This is a genomic window from Algoriphagus aestuariicola (assembly GCF_017254835.1).
Lineage (GTDB): Bacteria > Bacteroidota > Bacteroidia > Cytophagales > Cyclobacteriaceae > Algoriphagus > Algoriphagus aestuariicola.
The window spans coordinates 820,167-841,245 of the sequence record NZ_JAFKCW010000002.1; the positions used below are offsets into that span (position 1 = coordinate 820,167).

The 21,079-nt window shown below is 47.3% G+C and carries 14 protein-coding genes; 10 read left to right on the plus strand and 4 right to left on the minus strand.

All coding sequences use genetic code 11. The features are described from left to right. The first annotated feature begins 54 nt into the window (after positions 1-54). The 5 genes from J0A67_RS10675 to J0A67_RS10695 all read left to right on the plus strand — a co-directional run bounded on the left by J0A67_RS10675 (position 55) and on the right by J0A67_RS10695 (position 8,098). Entirely contained in the window at positions 55-2,469 is a 2,415-nt protein-coding gene (locus tag J0A67_RS10675; RefSeq protein WP_206569305.1) for a zinc-dependent metalloprotease, read from the plus strand. A 131-nt stretch (positions 2,470-2,600) separates the two neighbouring features. Continuing rightward, positions 2,601-3,974, plus strand: a complete 1,374-nt coding sequence (locus J0A67_RS10680) for a tetratricopeptide repeat-containing protein (protein WP_206569307.1) — start codon at positions 2,601-2,603, stop codon at positions 3,972-3,974. A 24-nt stretch (positions 3,975-3,998) separates the two neighbouring features. After that, positions 3,999-6,029, plus strand: coding sequence for a M3 family metallopeptidase (locus tag J0A67_RS10685; protein WP_206569308.1), 2,031 nt, complete (start codon positions 3,999-4,001; stop codon positions 6,027-6,029). Between the two features lie 58 nt (positions 6,030-6,087). Then, a complete protein-coding gene (locus J0A67_RS10690; RefSeq protein WP_206569310.1) occupies positions 6,088-7,182 on the plus strand; it encodes an AI-2E family transporter in 1,095 nt (364 codons plus the stop codon). After that, entirely contained in the window at positions 7,166-8,098 is a 933-nt protein-coding gene (locus J0A67_RS10695; protein WP_206569312.1) for a tetratricopeptide repeat protein, read from the plus strand. The genes J0A67_RS10690 and J0A67_RS10695 overlap by 17 nt, the downstream gene beginning before the upstream one ends. Here the strand turns inward: J0A67_RS10695 and J0A67_RS10700 are convergent. From J0A67_RS10700 to J0A67_RS10710, 3 genes are all read right to left on the minus strand, one after another. After that, entirely contained in the window at positions 8,086-11,016 is a 2,931-nt protein-coding gene (locus J0A67_RS10700; protein ID WP_206569314.1) for a PAS domain-containing hybrid sensor histidine kinase/response regulator, read from the minus strand. The two genes, J0A67_RS10695 and J0A67_RS10700, sit on opposite strands and share 13 nt — an antisense overlap. A 126-nt stretch (positions 11,017-11,142) precedes the next feature. Then, positions 11,143-12,300, minus strand: coding sequence for a porin (locus J0A67_RS10705; protein WP_241265140.1), 1,158 nt, complete (start codon positions 12,298-12,300; stop codon positions 11,143-11,145). Positions 12,301-12,409: 109 nt separating this feature from the next. Then, entirely contained in the window at positions 12,410-14,671 is a 2,262-nt protein-coding gene (locus J0A67_RS10710; protein WP_206569316.1) for an aconitate hydratase, read from the minus strand. Positions 14,672-14,996: 325 nt separating this feature from the next. On the opposite strand from J0A67_RS10710, the gene J0A67_RS10715 reads away from it, so the two are divergent. Further along, the gene (locus J0A67_RS10715; protein WP_206569317.1) at positions 14,997-16,769 is read left to right on the plus strand and encodes a sensor histidine kinase; all 1,773 of its coding nucleotides are present in this window, start codon (positions 14,997-14,999) and stop codon (positions 16,767-16,769) included. Here the strand turns inward: J0A67_RS10715 and J0A67_RS10720 are convergent. Beyond that, positions 16,757-17,794, minus strand: a complete 1,038-nt coding sequence (locus J0A67_RS10720) for an acyl-CoA reductase (protein WP_206569318.1) — start codon at positions 17,792-17,794, stop codon at positions 16,757-16,759. The genes J0A67_RS10715 and J0A67_RS10720 overlap by 13 nt on opposite strands. A 117-nt stretch (positions 17,795-17,911) precedes the next feature. Between J0A67_RS10720 and J0A67_RS10725 the strand changes: the two genes are divergently transcribed. From J0A67_RS10725 to ychF, 4 genes are all read left to right on the plus strand, one after another. Then, positions 17,912-18,259, plus strand: coding sequence for a 4Fe-4S binding protein (locus tag J0A67_RS10725; protein WP_206569319.1), 348 nt, complete (start codon positions 17,912-17,914; stop codon positions 18,257-18,259). A 181-nt stretch (positions 18,260-18,440) separates the two neighbouring features. Then, positions 18,441-18,770 carry a DUF3276 family protein gene (locus tag J0A67_RS10730; RefSeq protein ID WP_206569320.1) on the plus strand — a complete coding sequence of 110 codons (330 nt, stop codon included), beginning with the start codon at positions 18,441-18,443 and terminating at the stop codon, positions 18,768-18,770. A gap of 80 nt (positions 18,771-18,850) precedes the next feature. After that, positions 18,851-19,945, plus strand: a complete 1,095-nt coding sequence (locus tag J0A67_RS10735; protein WP_206569321.1) for an AI-2E family transporter — start codon at positions 18,851-18,853, stop codon at positions 19,943-19,945. After that, positions 19,945-21,042, plus strand: coding sequence for a redox-regulated ATPase YchF (gene ychF, locus J0A67_RS10740; protein WP_206569323.1), 1,098 nt, complete (start codon positions 19,945-19,947; stop codon positions 21,040-21,042). Before J0A67_RS10735 ends, ychF begins: the two co-directional genes overlap by 1 nt. The last annotated feature ends 37 nt before the right edge of the window (positions 21,043-21,079 follow it).

Sequence of the window (21,079 nt, forward strand, 5' to 3'; positions counted from 1 at the left end):
TGGTGCAGTAGTCCCTCCTGATTTTGATAATTTGGGACAAAGCAAAAATACCCTATGAAAAAACCACTCTACCTTCTCTGTTTTTTAACGCTTTGGGCTTTTTCAGGCTTCTCGCAAAACCTGGACTTGAGTAAACTGAGCAAAAAAGAGGGATTTGTGCCTTTTTACCTCGACGAGGAAAAAGGCAAAATCTACCTTGAAATCAACGAGCTCAACAAGGAATTTCTATATGTAAACTCGCTCACTGCGGGTGTAGGATCCAATGATATTGGACTGGATCGGGGCCAGCTCGGCGATGACCGGCTAGTCGAGTTTCGCAGGACGGGCAACAAGATCTTTTTAGTCCACAAAAACCTTGGCTTCCGAGCTTACACCAACAATCCATCCGAGGCCAAGTCCATCCAAGACGCATTCGCGGAATCCGTGCTTTGGGGATTTGAGATAGTCCAGAAAGAGGGTGAAAATCTGATCGTGGATGCAACCAACTTCTACCTGCAGGATGCCCACGGCGTGGGAGAAACACTTACTCGATCCCGACAGGGAACTTATAGGGTGGACGCAAGCCGTTCTGGGCTGTTTTTTCCGATGACAAAAAACTTCCCGCAGAATACCGAAGTAGAAGCTACCATCACCCTTACCGGAACTGGTGCTGGGGGCTATCTCCGATCTGTCACTCCAAGCCCAGAAGCTGTCACGGTACGCATGAGGCACTCCTTCATCGAGCTGCCGGACTTGTATGCGATGAGAGAATTCGATCCCCGAGGAGGATTTTTCTTTATCAGCTATCAGGACTATACCACACCAATCGATGAGCCACTGGTCAAACGCTTTATTTCCCGACATAGGCTTGAGAAAAAAGACCCGAGCGCCGCAGTGTCGGAGGTCGTAGAACCAATCGTGTATTACCTCGACCGCGGAACTCCGGAGCCGGTAGCTTCGGCTCTCATCGAGGGCGGCAACTGGTGGGCCCAAGCCTTTGAGGCGGCAGGATTCAAAAACGCATTTCGCGTCGAACTAGCTCCGGAAGGGCTGGATCTGATGGACGTGAGATACAATGTGATCCAATGGGTTCACCGCTCCACCAGAGGCTGGTCTTATGGTTCTAGTGTGAGAGACCCCAGAACTGGAGAGATTCTGAAAGGGCATGTTTCTCTAGGATCGCTGCGCGTGAGGCAGGACTATTTGATCGCACAGGGACTCTTGCAGCCATTTGAAGATGGAAAACCTGCCGATCCCAGGGCAATGCAGATGGCACTGGATAGATTGAAGCAACTTTCAGCCCATGAGATTGGTCATACGATCGGTGTTGCGCACAGCTATGCCACTTCGCCTGACGGCCGTGCCTCTGTGATGGACTATCCGCATCCCTTGATCAGCCAAGATGCCGACGGCAATCTGGATTTCAGCCAAGCCTATGACTTAAAAATCGGAGAATGGGACAAGTGGGCGATCAAATACGGCTACGGAACGCCAGCTCCCGGACAGAGTGAGGATGAGTTTTTGAAGAAAACCCTCGAAGAAACCTATGCGGCTGGATTTGAATTCATCACCGACTCCGACTCCAGAAACCCAAGTGGAGTTCATCCCCGCTCCCATCTTTGGGACAACGGAGCTTCGGCTTCTGCTGAACTAACCCGGCTTTTGAAGTTGAGGGAAAACCGAATGAAATCCTTTGGGCTGAATGCCATCCAAGACGGCGACCCGCAAGCGCTTCTGGAGGAAGTCTTTGTCCCACTGTATCTGATGCATCGATACCAATTGGAAGCTACCACCAAACTAATCGGCGGCCTGGACTATGCCTATAAGATCAAGGGAGACAACCAACAAGCTCAAAAATGGACTAGTGCGGCGGATCAAGCTGATGCCCTCAATGCCCTCCTGACGACAATCTCCCCGGCACAGCTTGAGGTTCCGCAGCACATTTTGGCCCTGATTCCACCTAGACCCTATGGCTATGGAAGAAACCGTGAGACTTTCCCGTCACGTACTGGGCCTACCTTTGACCCGATTGCCCCGGCGGAAAACATCGTGGACGCTACCTTTGGTTTTCTCTTCGAAAGTGGCCGGGCGAACAGAGTCTATCTCCAGAATCTTCAGGACAAGTCTCTCCCAGGCTATCAAGATTTGCTCGACAAAGTGACCTCCCAGCTCTTTTCCAATACTTTGCCCGGTGGCTTGAAAGACGAGATCAAGCTGATGACAGAGGCGAAGTTCACAGACCATCTGATCGCCCTTTCCAAAGAACCCAGTGCATCACAGACCGTGCGTGCGATTACTAGAATGCATTTGGAAAAAATCGGCGAAATGACCGGCGGTAGCGGAGCCCTGCTAGCCCACCGTCAATATTTGCATGACAAGATCGAAGCGTTCTTGGACCTTCCTGAGGAGTGGCCTGCACAGGAAAGACTTTCCATTCCCGACGGTGCCCCCATCGGGATGGAATCCTTTGGTTGTGACTTTGACTTTTAACTCTCAAGACCGGGCCAACAAAAGCCCGGTTTTTTTTGTATGAAGCGGCAAAAACAAATTACATTCATAAAAGCTTACCTTTCAGAATATTCGCATCTATTCCTCCATCTCAATAGATAGTTTTTTTAAAAATGGGAAATTCCAAAAAAAGATGCTTCGTCGTCATGGGCTTCGGGATCAAAACCGACTACATCAACGGTCGGAAGCTGGACTTGAACAAATCCTATCGCTTGCTGATCAAACCAGTGGTCGAATCAAAAGGTATCGAATGCGTCCGGGCAGACGAAATCACTCATTCCGGGTCAATCGATGTGCAGATGTACCGAGAACTGCTACAGGCAGACCTGGTGATCGCCGACCTTTCCACACTCAACGCCAATGCGCTCTATGAGCTGGGCGTGAGGCATGCCCTTCGTCCCTATACGACGATAGTCATTTCGGAAAACAAACTAGTCTATCCTTTTGACCTCAACCATGTGGTGATACACAGCTATCAGCATCTGGGAGACGCGATTGACTACGAGGAAGTGGAACGATTTCGTGCAGCGTTGGGAGGTGTCATCCAATCGGTGCTGGACAAAAACCAAGCTGACAGCCCGGTTTACACTTACCTGAATTCTTTGATCCCCCCAAAACTTCAAGAACAGATCGAGAAAGCTGTGGTGGAATCGGAGCGGAAAGTTGAGACCCCAGAAATAGGAAAAGCGCTGTCACTCATCATCCAGGAAGCCGAGGATGCCATAGAAACCAAGGATTTTGTGAAAGCAAAAAACCTCTTCCAGACCGCTGCTATGCTCTCTACCAGCAATTCCGGCCAAAAAGACACCTACCTCACCCATCGTCTCGCTTTTACGACCTACAAAGCTGCCCAACCCGATCTCGTCACTTCTCTCTATGAATCCTTAGATCTGCTCAAATCCATTCATCTGGACACCACCAACGACCCTGAGACGGTATCTTCCGCAGGTGCTGTCGAGAAAAAACTCTATGAATGCGGAGAGGGCGAGCAGCATTTGGAGAATTCTATTCTGTATTACCAACGGAGCTACTATCTGCTCAACAACCGCTACAACGGCATCAATCTGGCAATGACCCTGCTCTATCATGCCACCTCCAACCTCGTCAACAACGATCAGGAAAGGATCGCGGATCTGGTTTTTGCAAAACGAACGTGGAGTCGGGTACTCTACCTCTGCGACAGGGACTGGAAGCTGATCCAGCAAAAAGAAAAAAACGACCAAGCACTGATCCACGACGGCACGAAAGACGGGCAGGAACTTCAGGAATACTACAACAGCCAGAAATTCTGGATATTAGTCAACCGAGCCGAGGCCAATTTCGGTCTGGGGAATTTTGAGGCCTATCAAATTGCGCTCACGGAATCAAAAAATATCCCTTTCCATCCCTGGCAATTGGAAAGCTTTACTGAACAAATCGGTAAATTGGAGGCAGAATTGAAGAAAGTAGGGCACCTGCTCGCACCTAAATGGACTGCGCCCAATTAAGTATCCGTAAGCTTACCCAACACCATGACCAACCCACTATTGGCAGACTACGCCACCCCCTTTGAGACTGCACCTTTTCACCTGATCCATACCGAGCATTTCCTTCCTGCAATCACCGAAGCCATTCAATTGGCGAAGGCAGAAATTGAAATAATCAAGTCCGAGCCGCTTCCAACCTTCGAAAATACCGTCGAAGCCTTGGATCGATCCGGAAAGAAACTTGGGGTGATCTCCTCCATATTTTTCAATCTCAACTCGGCAGAGACAAACGACGAGATCCAGAAACTGGCGAGAGAAATATCGCCCCTGCTCACTGCTCATGCCAACGACGTCCTGTTGGACCAAGAGCTTTTTCAGCGGGTCGCCCAAGTGTTCGGGGAAAAAGACAAGCAATCTCTGAGCGCCGAGCAAACCACATTGCTGGAGAAGACCTACAAATCCTTTGTCCGAAACGGAGCCAAGCTGAATCCTGAGGGTGCGGTAAAACTTCGCGAGATCGATCGGCAGCTCGCGCAGCTGAGTTTGAAATTTGGCGAGAACGTCCTGGCAGAAACAAACAAGTACGTCTACTTTGTGGACAATGAAAAAGACCTCGAAGGTCTGCCCGACGGCATCAAAGAAGCAGCCGCACAAATAGCCGAAGAAAAAGGCCAGCCAGGAAAATGGGCCTTTACCCTGGACTATCCGAGCTACGTACCTGCGATGACCTACGCCAAAAGCCGAGAACTTCGCAAAACACTTTTCATGGCCTACAACACCAAAGCGGCCAAAGGCGACGAACTGGACAATAAAGAAACGATCAAGGAGCTCCTGAAACTTCGCCATGAGCGGTCCAATCTTCTGGGCTATGCTTCGCACGCCCACTTCGTCCTGGAGGAAAGGATGGCCAAAAATCCTAAAGCTGTGATGGACTTCCTGGATTCTTTTCTCCAAAAAGCTAAACCCAAAGCTGAGGCGGATGTGCGGGAAGTCGCCGAATTCGCCAAGAAAACTGATGGGCTGGAAAATCTGGAGCGTTGGGACTTTGGCTACTATTCGGAACTACTTAAGAAAGAGCGCTATGCGCTGGACGATGAACTGCTGCGGCCTTTTTTCCAGTTGGAAAAAGTGGTAGATGGAGTCTTCCAAACTGCCGAAAAACTCTTCGGAATCACCTTTGTCCCCAATTCGGAGATCCCCGTCTACCATCCGGAGGTCACTGCCTACGAGGTAAAAGACAGGGAGGGAAAGCATCTTGCGGTATTTTACGCCGACTTTTTCCCGAGACCGGGCAAGAGAAACGGAGCCTGGATGACTTCGTTCCGCGGCCAGTGCATAGAAAACGGCCAAGACCATAGACCCCATGTCTCCATCGTCTGCAACTTTACCAAACCGACTAAGAGCAAACCAAGCCTCCTGACTTTCAACGAAGTAACGACCCTATTCCACGAGTTTGGGCACGCGCTACATGGCATGATGGCGAGAGGCACCTACGAGTCCCTTTCCGGTACAAGCGTCTACTGGGATTTTGTGGAGCTTCCGTCCCAGATTTTTGAAAACTGGTGCTATGAAAAAGAGTGCCTCGACATTTTTGCAAAGCACTATCAGACGGGTGAAAAGATCTCCGCGGAGCTCATCGAAAAAATAAAGAACGCTGCCAATTTCCAGCAGGGCTATATGACCCTCAGGCAGATCAGTTTTGGATTGCTGGACATGGCCTACCACAGCACCGAGCCGGAAAAAATCTCCGATATTGCGGCATTTGAACAGGAGGTGATGAAAAAGACCGATCTGCTCCCTAAAGTACCCGGCACGCTGATGAGTACCAGCTTTTCCCACATCTTTCAGGGAGGGTATTCATCAGGATACTACAGCTATAAGTGGGCCGAAGTGTTGGATGCGGATGCATTTGAGCTGTTTTCGGAACGAGGAATCTTCGACCAGGAAACCGCTAAGTCTTTCGAAAAAAACGTCCTTGCAGCAGGTGGAAGTGAGCATCCTAGTATCCTATACAAAAGGTTCAGGGGAAGAGAACCGAAGCCGGATGCGCTATTAAGGAGATCGGGGCTTATCTGAGCAGATTGCAAAATAACAGGATATATCCTACCTTTTTTGAAACCAAATTTTTGACTTTATGAATTACCTCCGCATAAGCATGCCGGCTTACATGAAAGCCCTCTCTGTGATGCTGTTTATCATAGTGTTGGTCTTTTTCTTGATAATCGGCAGAAGCCTACTTATTCCGCTTTTTATGGGAGGTTTTTTTGCGATCCTGCTGACCCCTTTGAGCATGTTTTTGGAGAAATATCGAGTACCCAGAACGTTGAGTTGCTTCATCTCGCTCCTAGTGATGATTGCCATGGTTGTAGGCCTGATCAGTTTTATCATAAACAACATTGTCAATTTCACCAAGGACTTTGACAATGTGTCCGAACGCCTGGTGACCGTGGCAGAGGAGATTGACGCTTGGACTTTGGAAAATCTAGGAATGAATGAAAATCTGGCTGGAAAAATAGAAACCGAATACATCCTGACTCTCTTGAATGAGAATAGTAGCAGCATTTCCAGCTTCGCCTTGAATTCGATCGGTTCCCTATCCGGCATCGTGTTGATTCCGGTATTCATGTTCTTTTTTCTTCTGTACCGGGATCACCTGACCAAAATGATGGTCATGCTCTACCGTGACAGGGATCCAGCCTTGGTCAATCTCCGAATCACCAATCTCAGGAAGGTGATCCAAGGTTATATTGTGGGAGTGGCCAAAGTGATGGTCATCCTTGCCATACTCAATATCATCGCCTACTCAATTATAGGGGTGAAACATGCGATTTTCTTTGGGGTCATAGGGGCAATTCTCAACATCATCCCCTATGTAGGGCCGTTTTTTGGCGTTTTGCTCCCGATCGTTTACGCTTTTCTCACAATGGACAGCTTGATTTACCCCTTCCTTATTTTCATCTGTTACCAAGCCATCCAGTTGATCGAAGGCAATTTTCTCACGCCAAAAATCGTAGGGGGAAACGTCAATTTGAATGCCTTCATAACCTTCCTTGGATTACTTGTCGGTGCCTCTATCTGGGGCGTGGCGGGTATGGTACTGGTGATCCCCACCATGGCAATTCTCCGAGAGATTTTTGAACTCAGTGATACCACGAGGCCTTTTGCGTTACTTTTGGGTGAAGAAAAAGCAGAGAGAAAGAATATACCTAAGAATGAACCTGAAGACTAATATTGCCCTTGCCTTGTTAATAGCCTTGCTGGGTAGTTGTGACAGTGTTGAAGACAAAAAAGGGCGATTCCTGCTAAAGGGAAATGAAAAGCTGGAAGAGAACGATCCCAAGTCTGCGATCGAGTTTTACAATGAAGCCATCGCCCTAGACTCGGCTTATGCAGACGCCTATTTCAACAAGGCCATGGCTCATCTCCAGCTCAACCAGCTGGATGAAACCATCCATGATCTGAGCAGAGCAATCCAGCATCGTCCGGAGTACTTCGAGGCGATTTTCCAAAGAGGACTTTCCTATCTTGATAATGGAGAATTTTATAAAGCCGAAGAAGACGCCGATCGCCTGATCCGGCTTGACGAAAAGAACTGGAAAGGCCATTTTTTATCCGGGCTAAGCGGGGAAAAACTCAAAAACTATCCAGCTGCGTTGAAAGCTTTCCAAACGGCCTCCGAACTGGACCCCCAGAACTCAGACCTTTTGGTCAACCAAGCCACCGTGCTCTACTATCAAAAAGAATATGCAGCTGCGAAAGCGATACTTGCAAAGGCTGAGCTGGTCAACCCGAGTGAGCCCAATCTGCATAACCTTAAGTCCATGATACTTTTCAGCGAAAATGATCTAAATGGTGCACTGGACGCAGTCGACAAAGCACTGACCCTGGACAATGGGCAAGCCTACTTTTATAATAATAAGGGACTTTACCTCCTCTTCTTGGGACGAAAAGATGAAGGACTGAAACTCATCAACCAAAGCATTCAAATGGATTCAAAAAACCCTTTTGCGTACCGCAACAAAGGAATCTATTATGTGATGACAGGTGATAAAATCTCGGCGATCCGCTACCTGGAAGAGCTCGCAGAAAACTACCCTGATATGGAATTGGTACAGGAATACTACGAACAGGCTCAGGCTTTGTAATTCCTGGCCAACGTTACTTCTTTGACTTTCTTGAGCAATTCATTGGCGTCGATTGGTTTGGCTACAAAACCCTCGAATTCGCATTCGTCGATTCTTTCCATGATTTCCAGCTTGGCGGCAGCCGTCAGCGCAATGATCGGCGTATCGGAGAATTTCTTGATCTCCAAAGTAGCATCAAAGCCGTCCATCACAGGCATCTGAATGTCCATCAGGATACAGTCATAGTCGCCGTTTCGTGCAGCTTCCACCGCTTCACTTCCGTTGTGCACTCGGGTAAAAGTATAGCCCCACTTCCTGATAATCTTGCCCAGTACAAGGGAATTGACTTCATTGTCCTCCGCCATCAGCAGATGCAGTCCCTCAAAAGATTCCGCTTGATCACTTCCATTGTCGGGCTTGATAGACTCCTGTACGATCTCCATTTCGAGCTCAAAATAAAATCTACTGCCCTTGCCGACTTCCGACTCGAGCTGGATCTTGCCTCCCATGAGGTTTAGAAGCTTTCGGGTGATGGAAAGTCCCAGTCCTGTCCCCCCATACTTTGAACTGAATGTCGGCCTGACTTGGTCGAAATCGTCGAAAACCCTCTCCTGATGCTCAGGTGCTATACCGATACCGGTATCCTGCACCGAAAACAAGACCCGAACCTTGTTTCTGATTTGCTTCAAAAGTTCCACTTTGACCTGGACGCTGCCTTCGTTGGTGAACTTGAGCGCATTGGTGATCAAGTTGTTCATAATCTGTGAAAGCCGTGTCTTATCGGCTCTGACAATGATATCGAGCTCCTCAGGAATCTGCAGTTCCAAGCTGTTTTTGCTGTCCTTGGCGTGGAATGTCAAGCCCTTGATGACCTGCTCCAGTAGGCCTTTCAGGTTCATCGGACTTGGTTCGATGGTCAATTTACCAGCCTCAATTTTCTGAAAGTCCAGTAAGTCATTGATCATGATGATCAGATTGTCCACCGCAAAGTTGATCGTATCAAGGGCAGGCTTTTGGCTTTCGGTTGGACTTTCGTGAAAGAGAGAATATACCGATCCCGAAATCGCATTCAGCGGTGTTCTCAATTCATGGCTGATCATCGAGAGGAAATCCGATTTGATCTGGTTAGCCTTCTCGGCAGCCATTCTAGCCTCGTCCAATTTGGCTTCAAATTCCTTTTGCTTAGAAATATCCGTAAGGTATCCATACCAGACCATATCTCCTGTGTCCATAGCCTGTGGTCTCGCAGCACCCAAAACCCAACGGTATTCTTCGCCTGCATTTCCGGATTTCACGCGGAACTGGCATTGCCAAGGTTCCATTTTGCGGGCTGAGGCAATGGAAGACATGATTACCAAAGGCAAATCCTGGGGATGCACTTTGGCGATTGCGGAAGAGATGTCGGTAAACTGATGGATTTCTTCTTTAGAGAGCCCCAATACCGTGTTGATCCCCTTTGAAAGAAATGAAAAATTCATCTGGCCTTCGGCATTCAACACCAATTGGTACAGACCCCCAGGCACTTGCTCGGTAAGGTTTACCAGAAAATCGCTGCTTGCCTCGACTTTCTTTTCCAAGCTGATTTTCTCGGAAATATTTCGAAATGAAAGTGTTACGTAATTTTTACCCTCCAACTGGATTTCTTTGGATGCGATTTCCAATGGCAACCTCACTGCATCAGGACCTGTCAAATAGGAGGAAAATCTGGAAACCGCTCCGTCATTGGACGAGGAAAAAAGCCATTGCGACCAAGACGAGGGTTCCGACAGCAGGTCGTTCAGTTCATCCAGGTGAAGGATGGACTTGCTTTCCTCAAAACCAAAAAGCTGATTTGCCTCCCGATTTGCCAAAAACACCTTTCCATCTGACTCTACTATCATCATTGCCTCAGGGCATTCCAGCCAAAGTTTCAGACGCATGTCAGATTCTTTTCGAAGCGCCTGTTGCTCGCTATCATCCCATACCAAACCCCAAATTTCTCTCGGATTGGTTTCGTGCACAAAAGCGGAAAAGGCCAATTCCCGGACTTCGGAAACCCCTATAACTCCTTCAAATTCGACGGAGGCTGGAGCAAGCGTCGACACCTGCTTTAGGACCTGACTAGAGAACCTATCCTTCAGTTCCGATTCCTCATAAGGTTTGCCGTATAAACTTGAAAAAATAGCCTCGGCGGCCGGCTCCAGATCCAAAGTCTTCTTTTCAAGGTTCAGCTTCCAATTGCCTACTTTGGCTTGTCCCGGCATCTTTTCTCTCAAAGCCAGGAGCTTCTTATCCTTGTAGTCAAGGTAAACCTTATTCGAAATATCTCGAGCAATGACAAAAAAGCAATCGGGGTTAAACTGAACTGAGCATTCGAGATGCCGATATGCCCCGTCTCTCCGCTTAAATCTCAGCTCCAGAAAGGTCACACCCTGACTTTTCTGATGACTCTTCCACACGTCCCGCACTCTTTGGATGTCATTCTCATGGATAAAGTGACACAGGTTCGTATTGAGGAGTTCCTCGGTGCCATAGCCTAAAACGGGTAAAACAGCCGGGTTCAAATAGGTGAAATAGTCGGATTTACCGATGCCGATCAGATCCAGCTTTGAAGTAAAAAATTGATAGGATTCCTTTTTGCTCGGAAGACCATGAGTTTTTATTTCCTTACCCTTGTAGAAGAGAAAGTAATTGGAACCGCTGTCTTGGGGCAATTCAAGCTTGAAGGAAAAGTCTTTTCTGTCGTGCGAGAGGATCAATTCCTCCTTGAATATATAGGCGTTGATATCCAAGCCCAAACCGACCAAAGACCGGTCAGTCAATGACCCGCCGATCAGCTCCTCAAAGGATTCATTGGCGTAAAATATGGAATACGGATAGGTATCGTCAGCCAAGAAGACCATCTCCGAAGATTCGAAAATAATCTTTTTAAATGTGCTGTTTATGCCTTTGTCCTGCATGGAAATAAAAATTGCTGCCTTTTTTCAGAAGAAAACGACCATAAGTCGTCCTCTTGCTGTAAACATACAGCAATTTGCATTTCATAGCAAGCAATGCAAATTATAAATACAATTTATTGTAGAAAATTAAATCCCAAACTCTACTTGGAAGGTAGCAAACCAGAAATTGCTGGTCTCGATCAGATCCAATTCCCTGTTTGCCCAAGAATACCCCACATTCCCCTGCATCTTTATACGGTGTCCATTGAGATATTGAGTATAACCTAGGGCCGCCTCCTCCACGCGGTTTTCATATGCCTCCACTTCCAAGTCGGGTCGCACCGCAGCGTACCTCAACGCCAATTCGGATTTTCGGGAAATCATTCGACTAAGGTGGAGGTTGTTTCCTGTTCCTACCCACACTACTCGAATATCGCCGGCGTCACTGTGCGTAAAAGGATCAGTTGTGGTCCTTTTGAAGTACTCGGCCATTACCGCCCAGCCCATGTATTTAAACATCGCATCCGCGATGTAGACCTGCAGATCTCTCGCTTCATACAAGCTTGACCCCAGCTGTCCTCTTGCCCTAACCGCTTCGTCATTATAATTGTATGTGACTCCGATTGACAGCTTTGGACGAGGCTCAAACTCCAGATCTCCTTCCGAGTAATCGCCCGAGTTGAGAAAAGTGCCGAAGGGCAAGTATTCAAATCTCGTGGTATAGCTCAGCCCGCCATCTCCTGGCGAGGGGTTTCTACCCTCTCCCGTGTTTATAGCGCCTTTTAGCTGGTAGTTTGCCCGGCCTTTGGTAGGAAGTGTATAGTAGCCAAAAAAACCAAAATCCCTGTCTAGAGTAAACACTCCGTTTGCGATTGACCTGTCGGCAAATTGCAAGTTACCCGAGCTGACCACGCGCTCTCTGTTGCCTGGAAGCTTCCCTTGGCCAAAGCCAACGTAGAAGTTTTTGTCAAAAAAATAGTAAATCATCGCATCCCGAATAGGCTGTGCATAGCCGCCACTTTCCAGGTCCAGGTCAGCCTTGGAAAATCCCAACTGAATATAGTACTGCATACGTGGATTGAGCACGTAACCGTCAAATCTCAGGCGTAACCTCCGCACTCTAAAGTCGGTCTGCTCGATAGAAAGATCCTCTCCGCTTTCGGTTCGAATCCCAAATCTGTTTTGCATACGGAATCTAATGTTCATCAGGAAAAGCGAGTCTTTCGAAATGCTAATCCCCTTATCGACTTTTATCAGGGCTCTTTCGTCAGATTCGTTTTGGGCAAATCCCAGGCTCACCGCCATAAAGAAACATGGTAGAAATAAAACGGGAAATAAAGATCTTCTCATGGGAAATAGTAAAAGCCGCAACCACGCAGGTTACGGCTTTTAGGAACATTAATTAAATAAACTACTAGGCGTTTGCTTTGATCAAGTTCAACGCAGCGCCTGCCTTAAACCATTCGATTTGGCCCTCATTGTAGGTATGATTGGCGGCAATCACATCTTGGGTGCCATCGCTGTGGTGAAGCACGATGTCCAAGGACTTGCTTGGCGCAAACTCGGTCAGCCCCAGGATGTCAATGGTATCATCCTCCTGGACCAGCTCATAATCCGATGGATTTGCAAAAGTCAAAGCCAACATGCCCTGCTTCTTCAGGTTGGTCTCATGGATACGTGCAAATGATTTCACCAGAATCGCACGTACTCCCAAGAATCTTGGCTCCATCGCAGCATGCTCTCTGGAAGATCCCTCTCCATAATTTTCGTCACCGACTACGATGGAGCCTATCCCCTGCGCCTTGTAGTGTCGCTGCGTAGCTGGCACTTCACCGTATTCGCCGGTAAGCTGGTTTTTCACAGAGTTTGTAGAATCATTGTAAAAGTTGACTGCACCAATCAGCATGTTGTTCGAGATGTTGTCCAAATGGCCTCTGAACTTCAGCCATGGCCCGGCCATTGAGATGTGGTCAGTGGTACATTTTCCCTTCGCTTTGATAAGAAGTTTCAAACCCTTCAGGTCTGTTCCTTCCCAAGCCGGGAAGGAGTCCAATAACTGAAGACGATCAGATTTTGGATCTACGATTACGCTAACCTTTGACCCATCTTCTGCAGGAGCTTGGTAGCCTGCGTCCTCTACGGCAAAACCTTTAGTTGGAAGTTCCAAACCAGTTGGCTCGTCCAACTTCACTGCATTTCCCTCAGAGTTTGTCAACGTGTCAAGCAGTGGATTGAAAGTCAAGTCACCGGCAATCGCCAATGCAGTAACTATCTCCGGAGAAGCTACAAAGGCGTGAGTGTTCGGGTTGCCGTCCGCACGCTTTGCAAAGTTTCTGTTAAAGGAGGTGATGATTGAGTTCTTCTCTTGTTTTTCAGCGCCGTGGCGAGCCCACTGTCCGATGCAAGGACCGCAAGCATTTGCCAAAACGACCCCACCCATTTTTCCAAAGGTATCCAAAAATCCGTCTCTCTCAACGGTAAATCGAACCTGCTCCGAACCTGGAGTGATGGTGTATTCGGACTTGGCAACCAGTTTTTTGTCTACAGCCTGCTGAGCCAAAGATGCAGCTCTAGAAATATCCTCATAGGAAGAGTTGGTGCAGGAGCCAATCAGGCCTACATCAAGTTTCGCTGGCCAGCCGTTTTCTTTCACCGCGGCAGCAAATTTCGATATTGGCCATGCCAAATCCGGCGTGAACGGCCCGTTGACATGCGGCTCAAGTTCGGAAAGGTTGATTTCGATCACTTGATCGAAATAGTTCTCAGGATTGGCATAAACTTCAGCGTCACCAGTCAAATGTTCGGCAATTGCGTCCGCCATTGCGGCGACATCAGCACGACCTGTGCCTTGGAAGTAAGCAGCTGATTTTTGGTCGTAACCAAAAATGGAGGTAGTCGCACCGATTTCAGCCCCCATGTTACAAATGGTGCCTTTTCCGGTGGCTGAAAGAGAGCGAGCTCCCTCGCCAAAATATTCTACAATAGCACCGGTACCGCCTTTTACAGTCAGGATACCAGCCACTTTCAAGATCACGTCTTTAGCAGAAGTCCATCCGGACATCTTGCCCGTAAGCTTTACTCCGATTAGTTTGGGAAACTTCAACTCCCAAGCCAAACCAGCCATGACATCACAAGCATCGGCACCACCGACACCGATTGCGACCATGCCCAATCCGCCCGCATTTGGAGTGTGTGAGTCGGTTCCGATCATCATACCACCTGGAAACGCATAATTCTCCAACACTACTTGGTGGATAATCCCCGCGCCAGGCTTCCAGAAGCCGATTCCATATTTATTGGAAACAGAAGCCAAAAAGTCGTAAACTTCTTTGTTTTTATCCTTGGCTTTGTTTAGGTCTTTTTCAGCCCCAATTTCCGCCTGAATCAGGTGATCGCAGTGTACCGTGGAAGGAACGGCCACTTGGTCACGCCCAGCCTGCATAAACTGCAAAAGAGCCATCTGAGCCGTAGCATCCTGCATCGCCACCCTGTCAGGCTGAAAGTCAACGTAAGAAGCTCCTCTTTTATAGGCCTGAGAAGCAGGACCTTCTGACAAGTGGGCATAAAGAATTTTTTCAGTCAAAGTAAGTGGTCTCCCCACAGCTTTTCTCGCTGCGGCGATTCGCTCCGGAAACCGGGCATACACCTCTTTGATCATCTCGATATCAAAAGCCATTTTTTGGATATTTAGGTGGATATTAGGTTCGATTTTTCGAGTGCGAATATACGAAAAAGCCCCCAAAAAAGGTAACCAATCGCCGAGTCTCTTCCCTGCTTTTACTCAAGCATTTATCTTTTTGCACCGTGCCTATGGGCTAGAAAATCACCAAAAAACCATGCAGATGCTGGACACCACGACTCTAACCAAGCCTTTGCGACTGGAATACTCAAACTATCAGTCCAATTTCGGATATGGTTTTTTTTTAGTTTAATCAATATCGATTATTATTGATCACCCAAGCCCCGATCGCTATCCTTGTAAAGTACGCCCTGCTTTCCCTATGGAATTTATCCTCAATCCGTATGCATTTACTCTAATCATATCAAGCTTAGTGGTAGGGGGATTGTCCATTTATATTGCCATCAAACTGGAGGATTCGGTGAGATGGATAGGTTTTACGATGTTGGCAAGCTCGGTTTGGGGCTTTTTCTATGGCATAGAACTGACTGTACAGACCGTCGAGGACATGTTGGTTTGGAGCAAGTTGCAGTATGCTGGGCTGGTGATGGCACCATCTTCCTGGGTAGTTTTCTCCATGAAATACACGGGCTACGAGACTAAGGACAAGCCCTGGCTCTACCCCAGCCTCTTCGTCCTGCCCGCAGTGACCTATCTGCTTGTGCTCACCAACTCCTGGCACCACCTTCACTATAAAAGCAACTGGCTGATCACAAGCGGTCCATTTCCGATTTTGGGGATAGAAAAAGGCCTATGGTACCCAGTCCAAGTTATATATTCTTATTTCTTTTACTTCCTGGGCACGTTCATCCTTTGGAAGAGGTTCAAGTACGCCAATCTTCACTTCCGCCGACAGACCCTATTGCTGATCATGGGAGGGCTTTTTCCCCTCATTTTCAACGCCCTTTACCAAGCTTCCTGGATCAAGCCTTTTGAAGGCTTGGACATGACACCCTACGCTTTTTTGTTCACCTACTTGCTGATTTCCATCGCAATTCTGCGCTTTAACCTTTTCAACATCAAGCCCGTGGCGCGGGAAAAAATACTTGAGGTCATGACCCGAGGTGCCATCATCTTTGACCACCGCCAAAAGATCGTCGACTTCAACTCCGCTGCCGGTAAGTTTTGGAGAAAACCCCTGGATCTGAAAATCGGTGCAGCTGCAAGGGAGATCTTCCGTTCGCATCCGGAAATATTGAACCTTCTCGAAAGCCAAAACCACCAAATTCTCCAGTCTCGCATAGTCCAATCGGGAAACTCCTGGGATATCAAAGTCGAGTGTGTGCCCATTTCCGACAGCGGGGCCATAGTTTCCGGTGTTTTGATGCTCTTCGAAAATATCACCGAGCAGATCAAAACCAACGAGCAGCTCAAAAAACAGGCTACGGAACTCCAGCAGCTAAACGACTTGAAAGACAAGTTTTTCAGCATCATTTCGCACGATCTCAAGGGGCCTGTTTTTGGAGTGAAAGAGCTCATCCACTTAACCCAAAACGGGATTGTCACCGAAGAGGAATTTTTGGAAATGCTCCCGGAGATATCGAAAAACATGGAGCAGGTGGCCATCCTGCTCGAAAACCTCTTGGCCTGGACTAGCTCGCAGCTAAGGGGAGAATATCTCCAACCCCAACTTCTCGATCTAAATAAGCTTATCGGAAATCAGAAAAACCTACTCGAACGACTCGCAAGGGAAAAATCCATAACGCTGGACCTCAATTGCTTTGAAGACAATTGGGTGATCGCGGACAAGAACATGATGGAATTGATCATTAGAAACCTGGTTTCCAACGCGATCAAATTTTCAACGCCCGGGTCAAAAGTTCTGATTTATTGTGAAGATGGAGAGGATGAAGCCGTCCTTTGCGTACAGGATTTCGGTGTGGGCATTCCGGAGGAAAACCTCCGGAAGCTTAACACCGGAATATCGTTTACCACTCGGGGTCAGTCAAACGAAAGCGGAACTGGTCTAGGCCTCCTTCTGGTACGAGACTATATCGCGAAAAATAGCGGCACAATGACCGTCCACTCTACTCTAGGCCAAGGGACAAAGTTTCGTATCACAGTCCCCAAAGCCAATCAGCCTCAGTTGTCCTGATTCAATCCCAAAAGGAATTTCATCGTATCCACCCCATCGGCATAATCCCAAGGCTTGGGATACTGAGCCCGTCCAAAGCCAACTGCCTGGGGCACCACATTCGGATCTCCCACGATGCATTGGATCTTTGGCGATGAAACGTCTAACTTTCCTTTGAGGTCTTCTCTGCTTTCGTACACTTCGTAAAATAGAACGGCAATTGGAGAAACCAACTCGCTGCTTTCCTTAAGGAGCAAAAAGCCATTGTCAAGATGTGGATCTCCATTGACCAAGTAGATGGACTTATTGTATTCGTAGTTATTGAGATATTTGTGGTTTTGGGCGACCCAACTGAATCTCTCCAAAATCCCAAACAGGCGCTGCAGCTGCTCTGGGTCTTTTACATAGATCTTGGAAACGTTTCTGCACCCCAGCCCAAAATAGAGAAAAATGTCCTTTCCAAGCTGCTCGATCTCATCATCCGTCTCCTCCCCTGTCAATACCCCCACAGAGGTTCGGTTTGCCCGAATAATACTGGGGTACTTGCCGAAATAGTAATTGAAATATCTTGCGGAATTATCGCTGCCGGTAGCGATGTAGGCATCCATGCCCTTGAGCATTTCTTGAATCTGGATGTATTCTTCAAACAATGGCTCCAATTGAATGAGGCGGTCAATCAGCCATTTTGAAAAAATGCTGTCCGAAGAACTGAGCTTGACCACCGCGATGTTCCCCGAAATCAGTACGCACATCAAATCGTGAAAGCCAACCCCGGGAATGTTACCGGCCATCAATATCCCGACCTTTTTTGGATTGTTCCTTTCGGGAATGGAATAGCTAACTAGCCATTCTTTCAAGTTTTCTACGTCTAGTAGCTCCGCCAGGCCTGACAGCGCCGCCTCCATTGAAATGTCGGTAAACCAGCTGTTTTGGTTGCTTGCTCTCCTAAACAGAAGCGCCTTTTCTTCCGCATCCAAATTCTTGATAAGAATGCCCAAATCAGAAAAAGCCTGTATCCTTTTTTGCGGCGGTAGTCCCTGCGTCATATCGCAAAGGTACCAAAAGAGCCTAAGCTAGAATAAAATTAAATTAATTAGTATGACAACTTTCTATTGCCTTGGAGCTCCTGAGATTGTACTTTTGAGCTTCAAATTGATTGAACCATGGCTATAATGATTACAGACGAATGCATCAATTGCGGTGCATGCGAACCTGAATGTCCGAATACAGCGATTTACGAAGGTGGGGTCGAATGGACTTGGGGAGGAGGAACCAACCTGAAAGAAGTGACTCTTGAAGACGGTACAGTGGTATCTGCAGACGAAAAACAAGAGCCCGTATCAGACGAGTTTTATTACATTGTGACCGCCAAGTGTACCGAGTGCAATGGTTTTCACGAAGAGCCTCAGTGTGCTGCTGTATGCCCGGTAGACTGCTGCGTAGATGACCCGGATCATCCCGAAACAGAAGAAGAACTGCTTGCCAAAAAGGCGTTTATGCATGGAGAATAAAAGTAGCAAAAGCTACTTTTTTCGTTTTATAGGCATTACTGCATGTGCTGATTTTCGACTTTTTATACTGCCTCGCTCAGTAGGTTTCCAAAAAAAGTAAATATTCACTTTGATTTCTCGATGGCTTTTGTTTTATCTTAGGCCACCGATTTTATAAACCAAACCTTAATCCGGAAGCACCGTGGACGATCACCGAGGATACGACAGAGAAGAAATTTTCTCAAAAAAAGTAAAAGCAGGAAAAAGAACTTATTTTTTTGACATCAAGTCTACCCGAGCCAACGACTTCTACATCACCATTACGGAAAGTAAAAGAAGAACTAACGGGGATAGCTTCAGCTACGAAAAACACAAGATCTTCCTTTATAAAGAAGACTTCTTCAAGTTTGCCAATGCGCTCAATGAAGCGGTGGAGCATGTCAAAACCGACCTGATGCCCGAATTTGATTTTGAGCAGTTTGAGCATGAAGATTCTGAAGAAGAAACCAACAACGAACTTCGCTGGGAATAATATCCATTGGGCTGGGCAGTTGCTTATCCAAGGTTGAAAAGTATATTTGAGGAGGCAGGTGCCTCCTTTTCTTTTGTCGTATGCAGCGGTTTTTCATCTACCTGATCCTTTTCATCGGAGCGTTCCTATTATTCGGCTGGTATTTTTCCAATATCACGCTTTACCTGATTTTGTCGCTGATCATCGCGGCATTGCTCCGCCCGCTAACCAACCGACTGAATGATTTCCACCTCGTAAGGCAGCACATTCCCAGATGGCTGGCTATTTTGATCTCGTATGCGTCCATTGTATTGTTGATGTTCTTGCTGAGTTTGCTCTTTCTGCCTTTGATCAATAACCAACTGATTATTCTTTCGGAAATGGACCTGGAGGGAATCTACCTCCAAGTCCAGGAACCGATCGAAAAGATAGAACGGGTGCTGTTCAGGTATCAACTGCTGGAAAACAAGCCTGGGTCACTATTTGAGGAAATCAAAGGCTCCATCGTCGCCTTCATCAAGACCTTTGATTTTGGAGGTTTTCTCAGTGGTCTAGTGAATCTGACCAGCAGCCTTTTGATCGGCGTGATGGCGGTAGGCTTTATTACCTTCTTCTTACTTCTTGAAAACGGACTTCTTCGAAGAAACCTACTCAATCTGATTCCAAATGCCTATTTCGAACTTTCAGTGGCGACTTTCACCAAGGTCGAAAAGCTGCTTTCCAACTATCTCTTCGGCTTATTGATCCAAATGCTCTTCATCTTTTCGATTGCTAGTCTGGGATTGAGTATTGCCGGCGTAGACTATGCGCTGACGATTGCATTATTTGCCGCGGTAGCCAATCTTATCCCCTATGCCGGACCGATCCTAGGGGCAGTTTTTGGAATAGTGGTGGGGATTTCCACGGGCACATTTGCCAGCGACGCCGAGTACACTTATTTTCTCATCAAGATTTTGTCCGTATTTGCAGTGGTACAACTGACTGACAACCTGGTACTTCAACCTATGATCTTCTCCAAATCGGTAAAAGCACATCCCCTTGAGATATTTGTTATTATCTTTGCCGGAGCAAAAATCGCCGGCATCGTAGGGATGATCTTTGCGATCCCGGTTTACACCATCTTCCGGGTTTCGGTAATGGAATTCTACGAAGGGTACAAGTCCTACAGAATCTTTAAAATTAAAGCAACGAATTAATGGCATTACAATGTGGCATCGTTGGACTTCCCAATGTGGGCAAGTCTACCTTGTTTAATGCGCTTTCCAGCGCCAAAGCAGAAGCGGCAAATTTTCCTTTTTGTACTATCGAACCAAACGTCGGCGTGGTCTCCGTTCCCGACAAAAGGCTTCAGGTTTTGGAAAGCTTAGTCAACCCCCAGCGTGTCGTGCCTACCATCATTGAGTTCGTGGATATCGCGGGATTAGTAAAGGGAGCTTCCAAGGGTGAAGGCCTTGGTAACAAGTTCTTGGCCAATATTCGAGAAGTAAATGCCATTATCCATGTGATCCGCTGCTTCGAAGATGACAACATCGTCCACGTGGCAGGAAGCGTTGATCCGGTTTTTGACAAAGAAGTAATCGATACCGAGCTTCAACTAAAGGACTTGGAATCTATCGACAAGAAAATCCAACGCATAGAAAAAATCGCAAAATCAGGCGATGCAAAAGCAAAGGCGGAGTTGGAAATCCTCAACCGATTCAAGCAGGGACTGACATCCGGCTTAAATGCCCGAGCGGTCGAAGTGGAAAAAGAGGAATTGGAAGCGGTGAGAGATCTGCATCTCCTAACTATCAAACCTGTCCTGTACGTGGCCAATGTGGACGAAGCAAGTATCCTAACCGGTAATAAGTTTGTCGATCAGCTCAAAGAAAAGGTCAAGGAGGAAAACGCAGAGGTAATCCTTCTCTGTGCTGCGCTGGAATCCCAGATCGCGGAGTTTGAAGATGCCGAAGAAAAAGCCATGTTCCTTTCCGAATACGGACTGGAAGAAAGCGGGCTCAACAGATTGATCGCTGGGGCTTATACATTACTCGATTTAATTACTTATTTTACAGCTGGAGTTCAGGAAGTTCGAGCTTGGACGATTAAGAGAGGCTGGAAAGCACCTCAGGCAGCCGGAGTCATTCACACCGATTTTGAGCGGGGGTTCATCAAAGCGGAGGTTATCAAACTTTCTGACTACGTGCAATTCAAAACGGAAGCAGGATGCCGTGAAAATGGGAAAATTGCTATTGAAGGTAAAGAATATGTAGTCCATGATGGGGACATCATGCATTTTAGGTTTAACGTTTGACTTTTTTTGAATTTTATTTGTACTTTTGACACCTGCT

Excerpts from the sequence above, each read along its gene's own strand:
- J0A67_RS10675 (WP_206569305.1), top strand. The coding sequence starts at position 55 with ATGAAAAAACCACTCTACCTTCTCTGTTTTTTAACGCTTTGGGCTTTT.
- J0A67_RS10680 (WP_206569307.1), top strand. The coding sequence starts at position 2,601 with ATGGGAAATTCCAAAAAAAGATGCTTCGTCGTCATGGGCTTCGGGATC.
- J0A67_RS10685 (WP_206569308.1), top strand. The coding sequence starts at position 3,999 with ATGACCAACCCACTATTGGCAGACTACGCCACCCCCTTTGAGACTGCA.
- J0A67_RS10690 (WP_206569310.1), top strand. The coding sequence starts at position 6,088 with ATGAATTACCTCCGCATAAGCATGCCGGCTTACATGAAAGCCCTCTCT.
- J0A67_RS10695 (WP_206569312.1), top strand. The coding sequence starts at position 7,166 with ATGAACCTGAAGACTAATATTGCCCTTGCCTTGTTAATAGCCTTGCTG.
- J0A67_RS10700 (WP_206569314.1), bottom strand. The coding sequence starts at position 11,016 with ATGCAGGACAAAGGCATAAACAGCACATTTAAAAAGATTATTTTCGAA.
- J0A67_RS10705 (WP_241265140.1), bottom strand. The coding sequence starts at position 12,300 with ATGGCGGTGAGCCTGGGATTTGCCCAAAACGAATCTGACGAAAGAGCC.
- J0A67_RS10710 (WP_206569316.1), bottom strand. The coding sequence starts at position 14,671 with ATGGCTTTTGATATCGAGATGATCAAAGAGGTGTATGCCCGGTTTCCG.
- J0A67_RS10715 (WP_206569317.1), top strand. The coding sequence starts at position 14,997 with ATGGAATTTATCCTCAATCCGTATGCATTTACTCTAATCATATCAAGC.
- J0A67_RS10720 (WP_206569318.1), bottom strand. The coding sequence starts at position 17,794 with ATGACGCAGGGACTACCGCCGCAAAAAAGGATACAGGCTTTTTCTGAT.
- J0A67_RS10725 (WP_206569319.1), top strand. The coding sequence starts at position 17,912 with ATGGCTATAATGATTACAGACGAATGCATCAATTGCGGTGCATGCGAA.
- J0A67_RS10735 (WP_206569321.1), top strand. The coding sequence starts at position 18,851 with ATGCAGCGGTTTTTCATCTACCTGATCCTTTTCATCGGAGCGTTCCTA.
- ychF (WP_206569323.1), top strand. The coding sequence starts at position 19,945 with ATGGCATTACAATGTGGCATCGTTGGACTTCCCAATGTGGGCAAGTCT.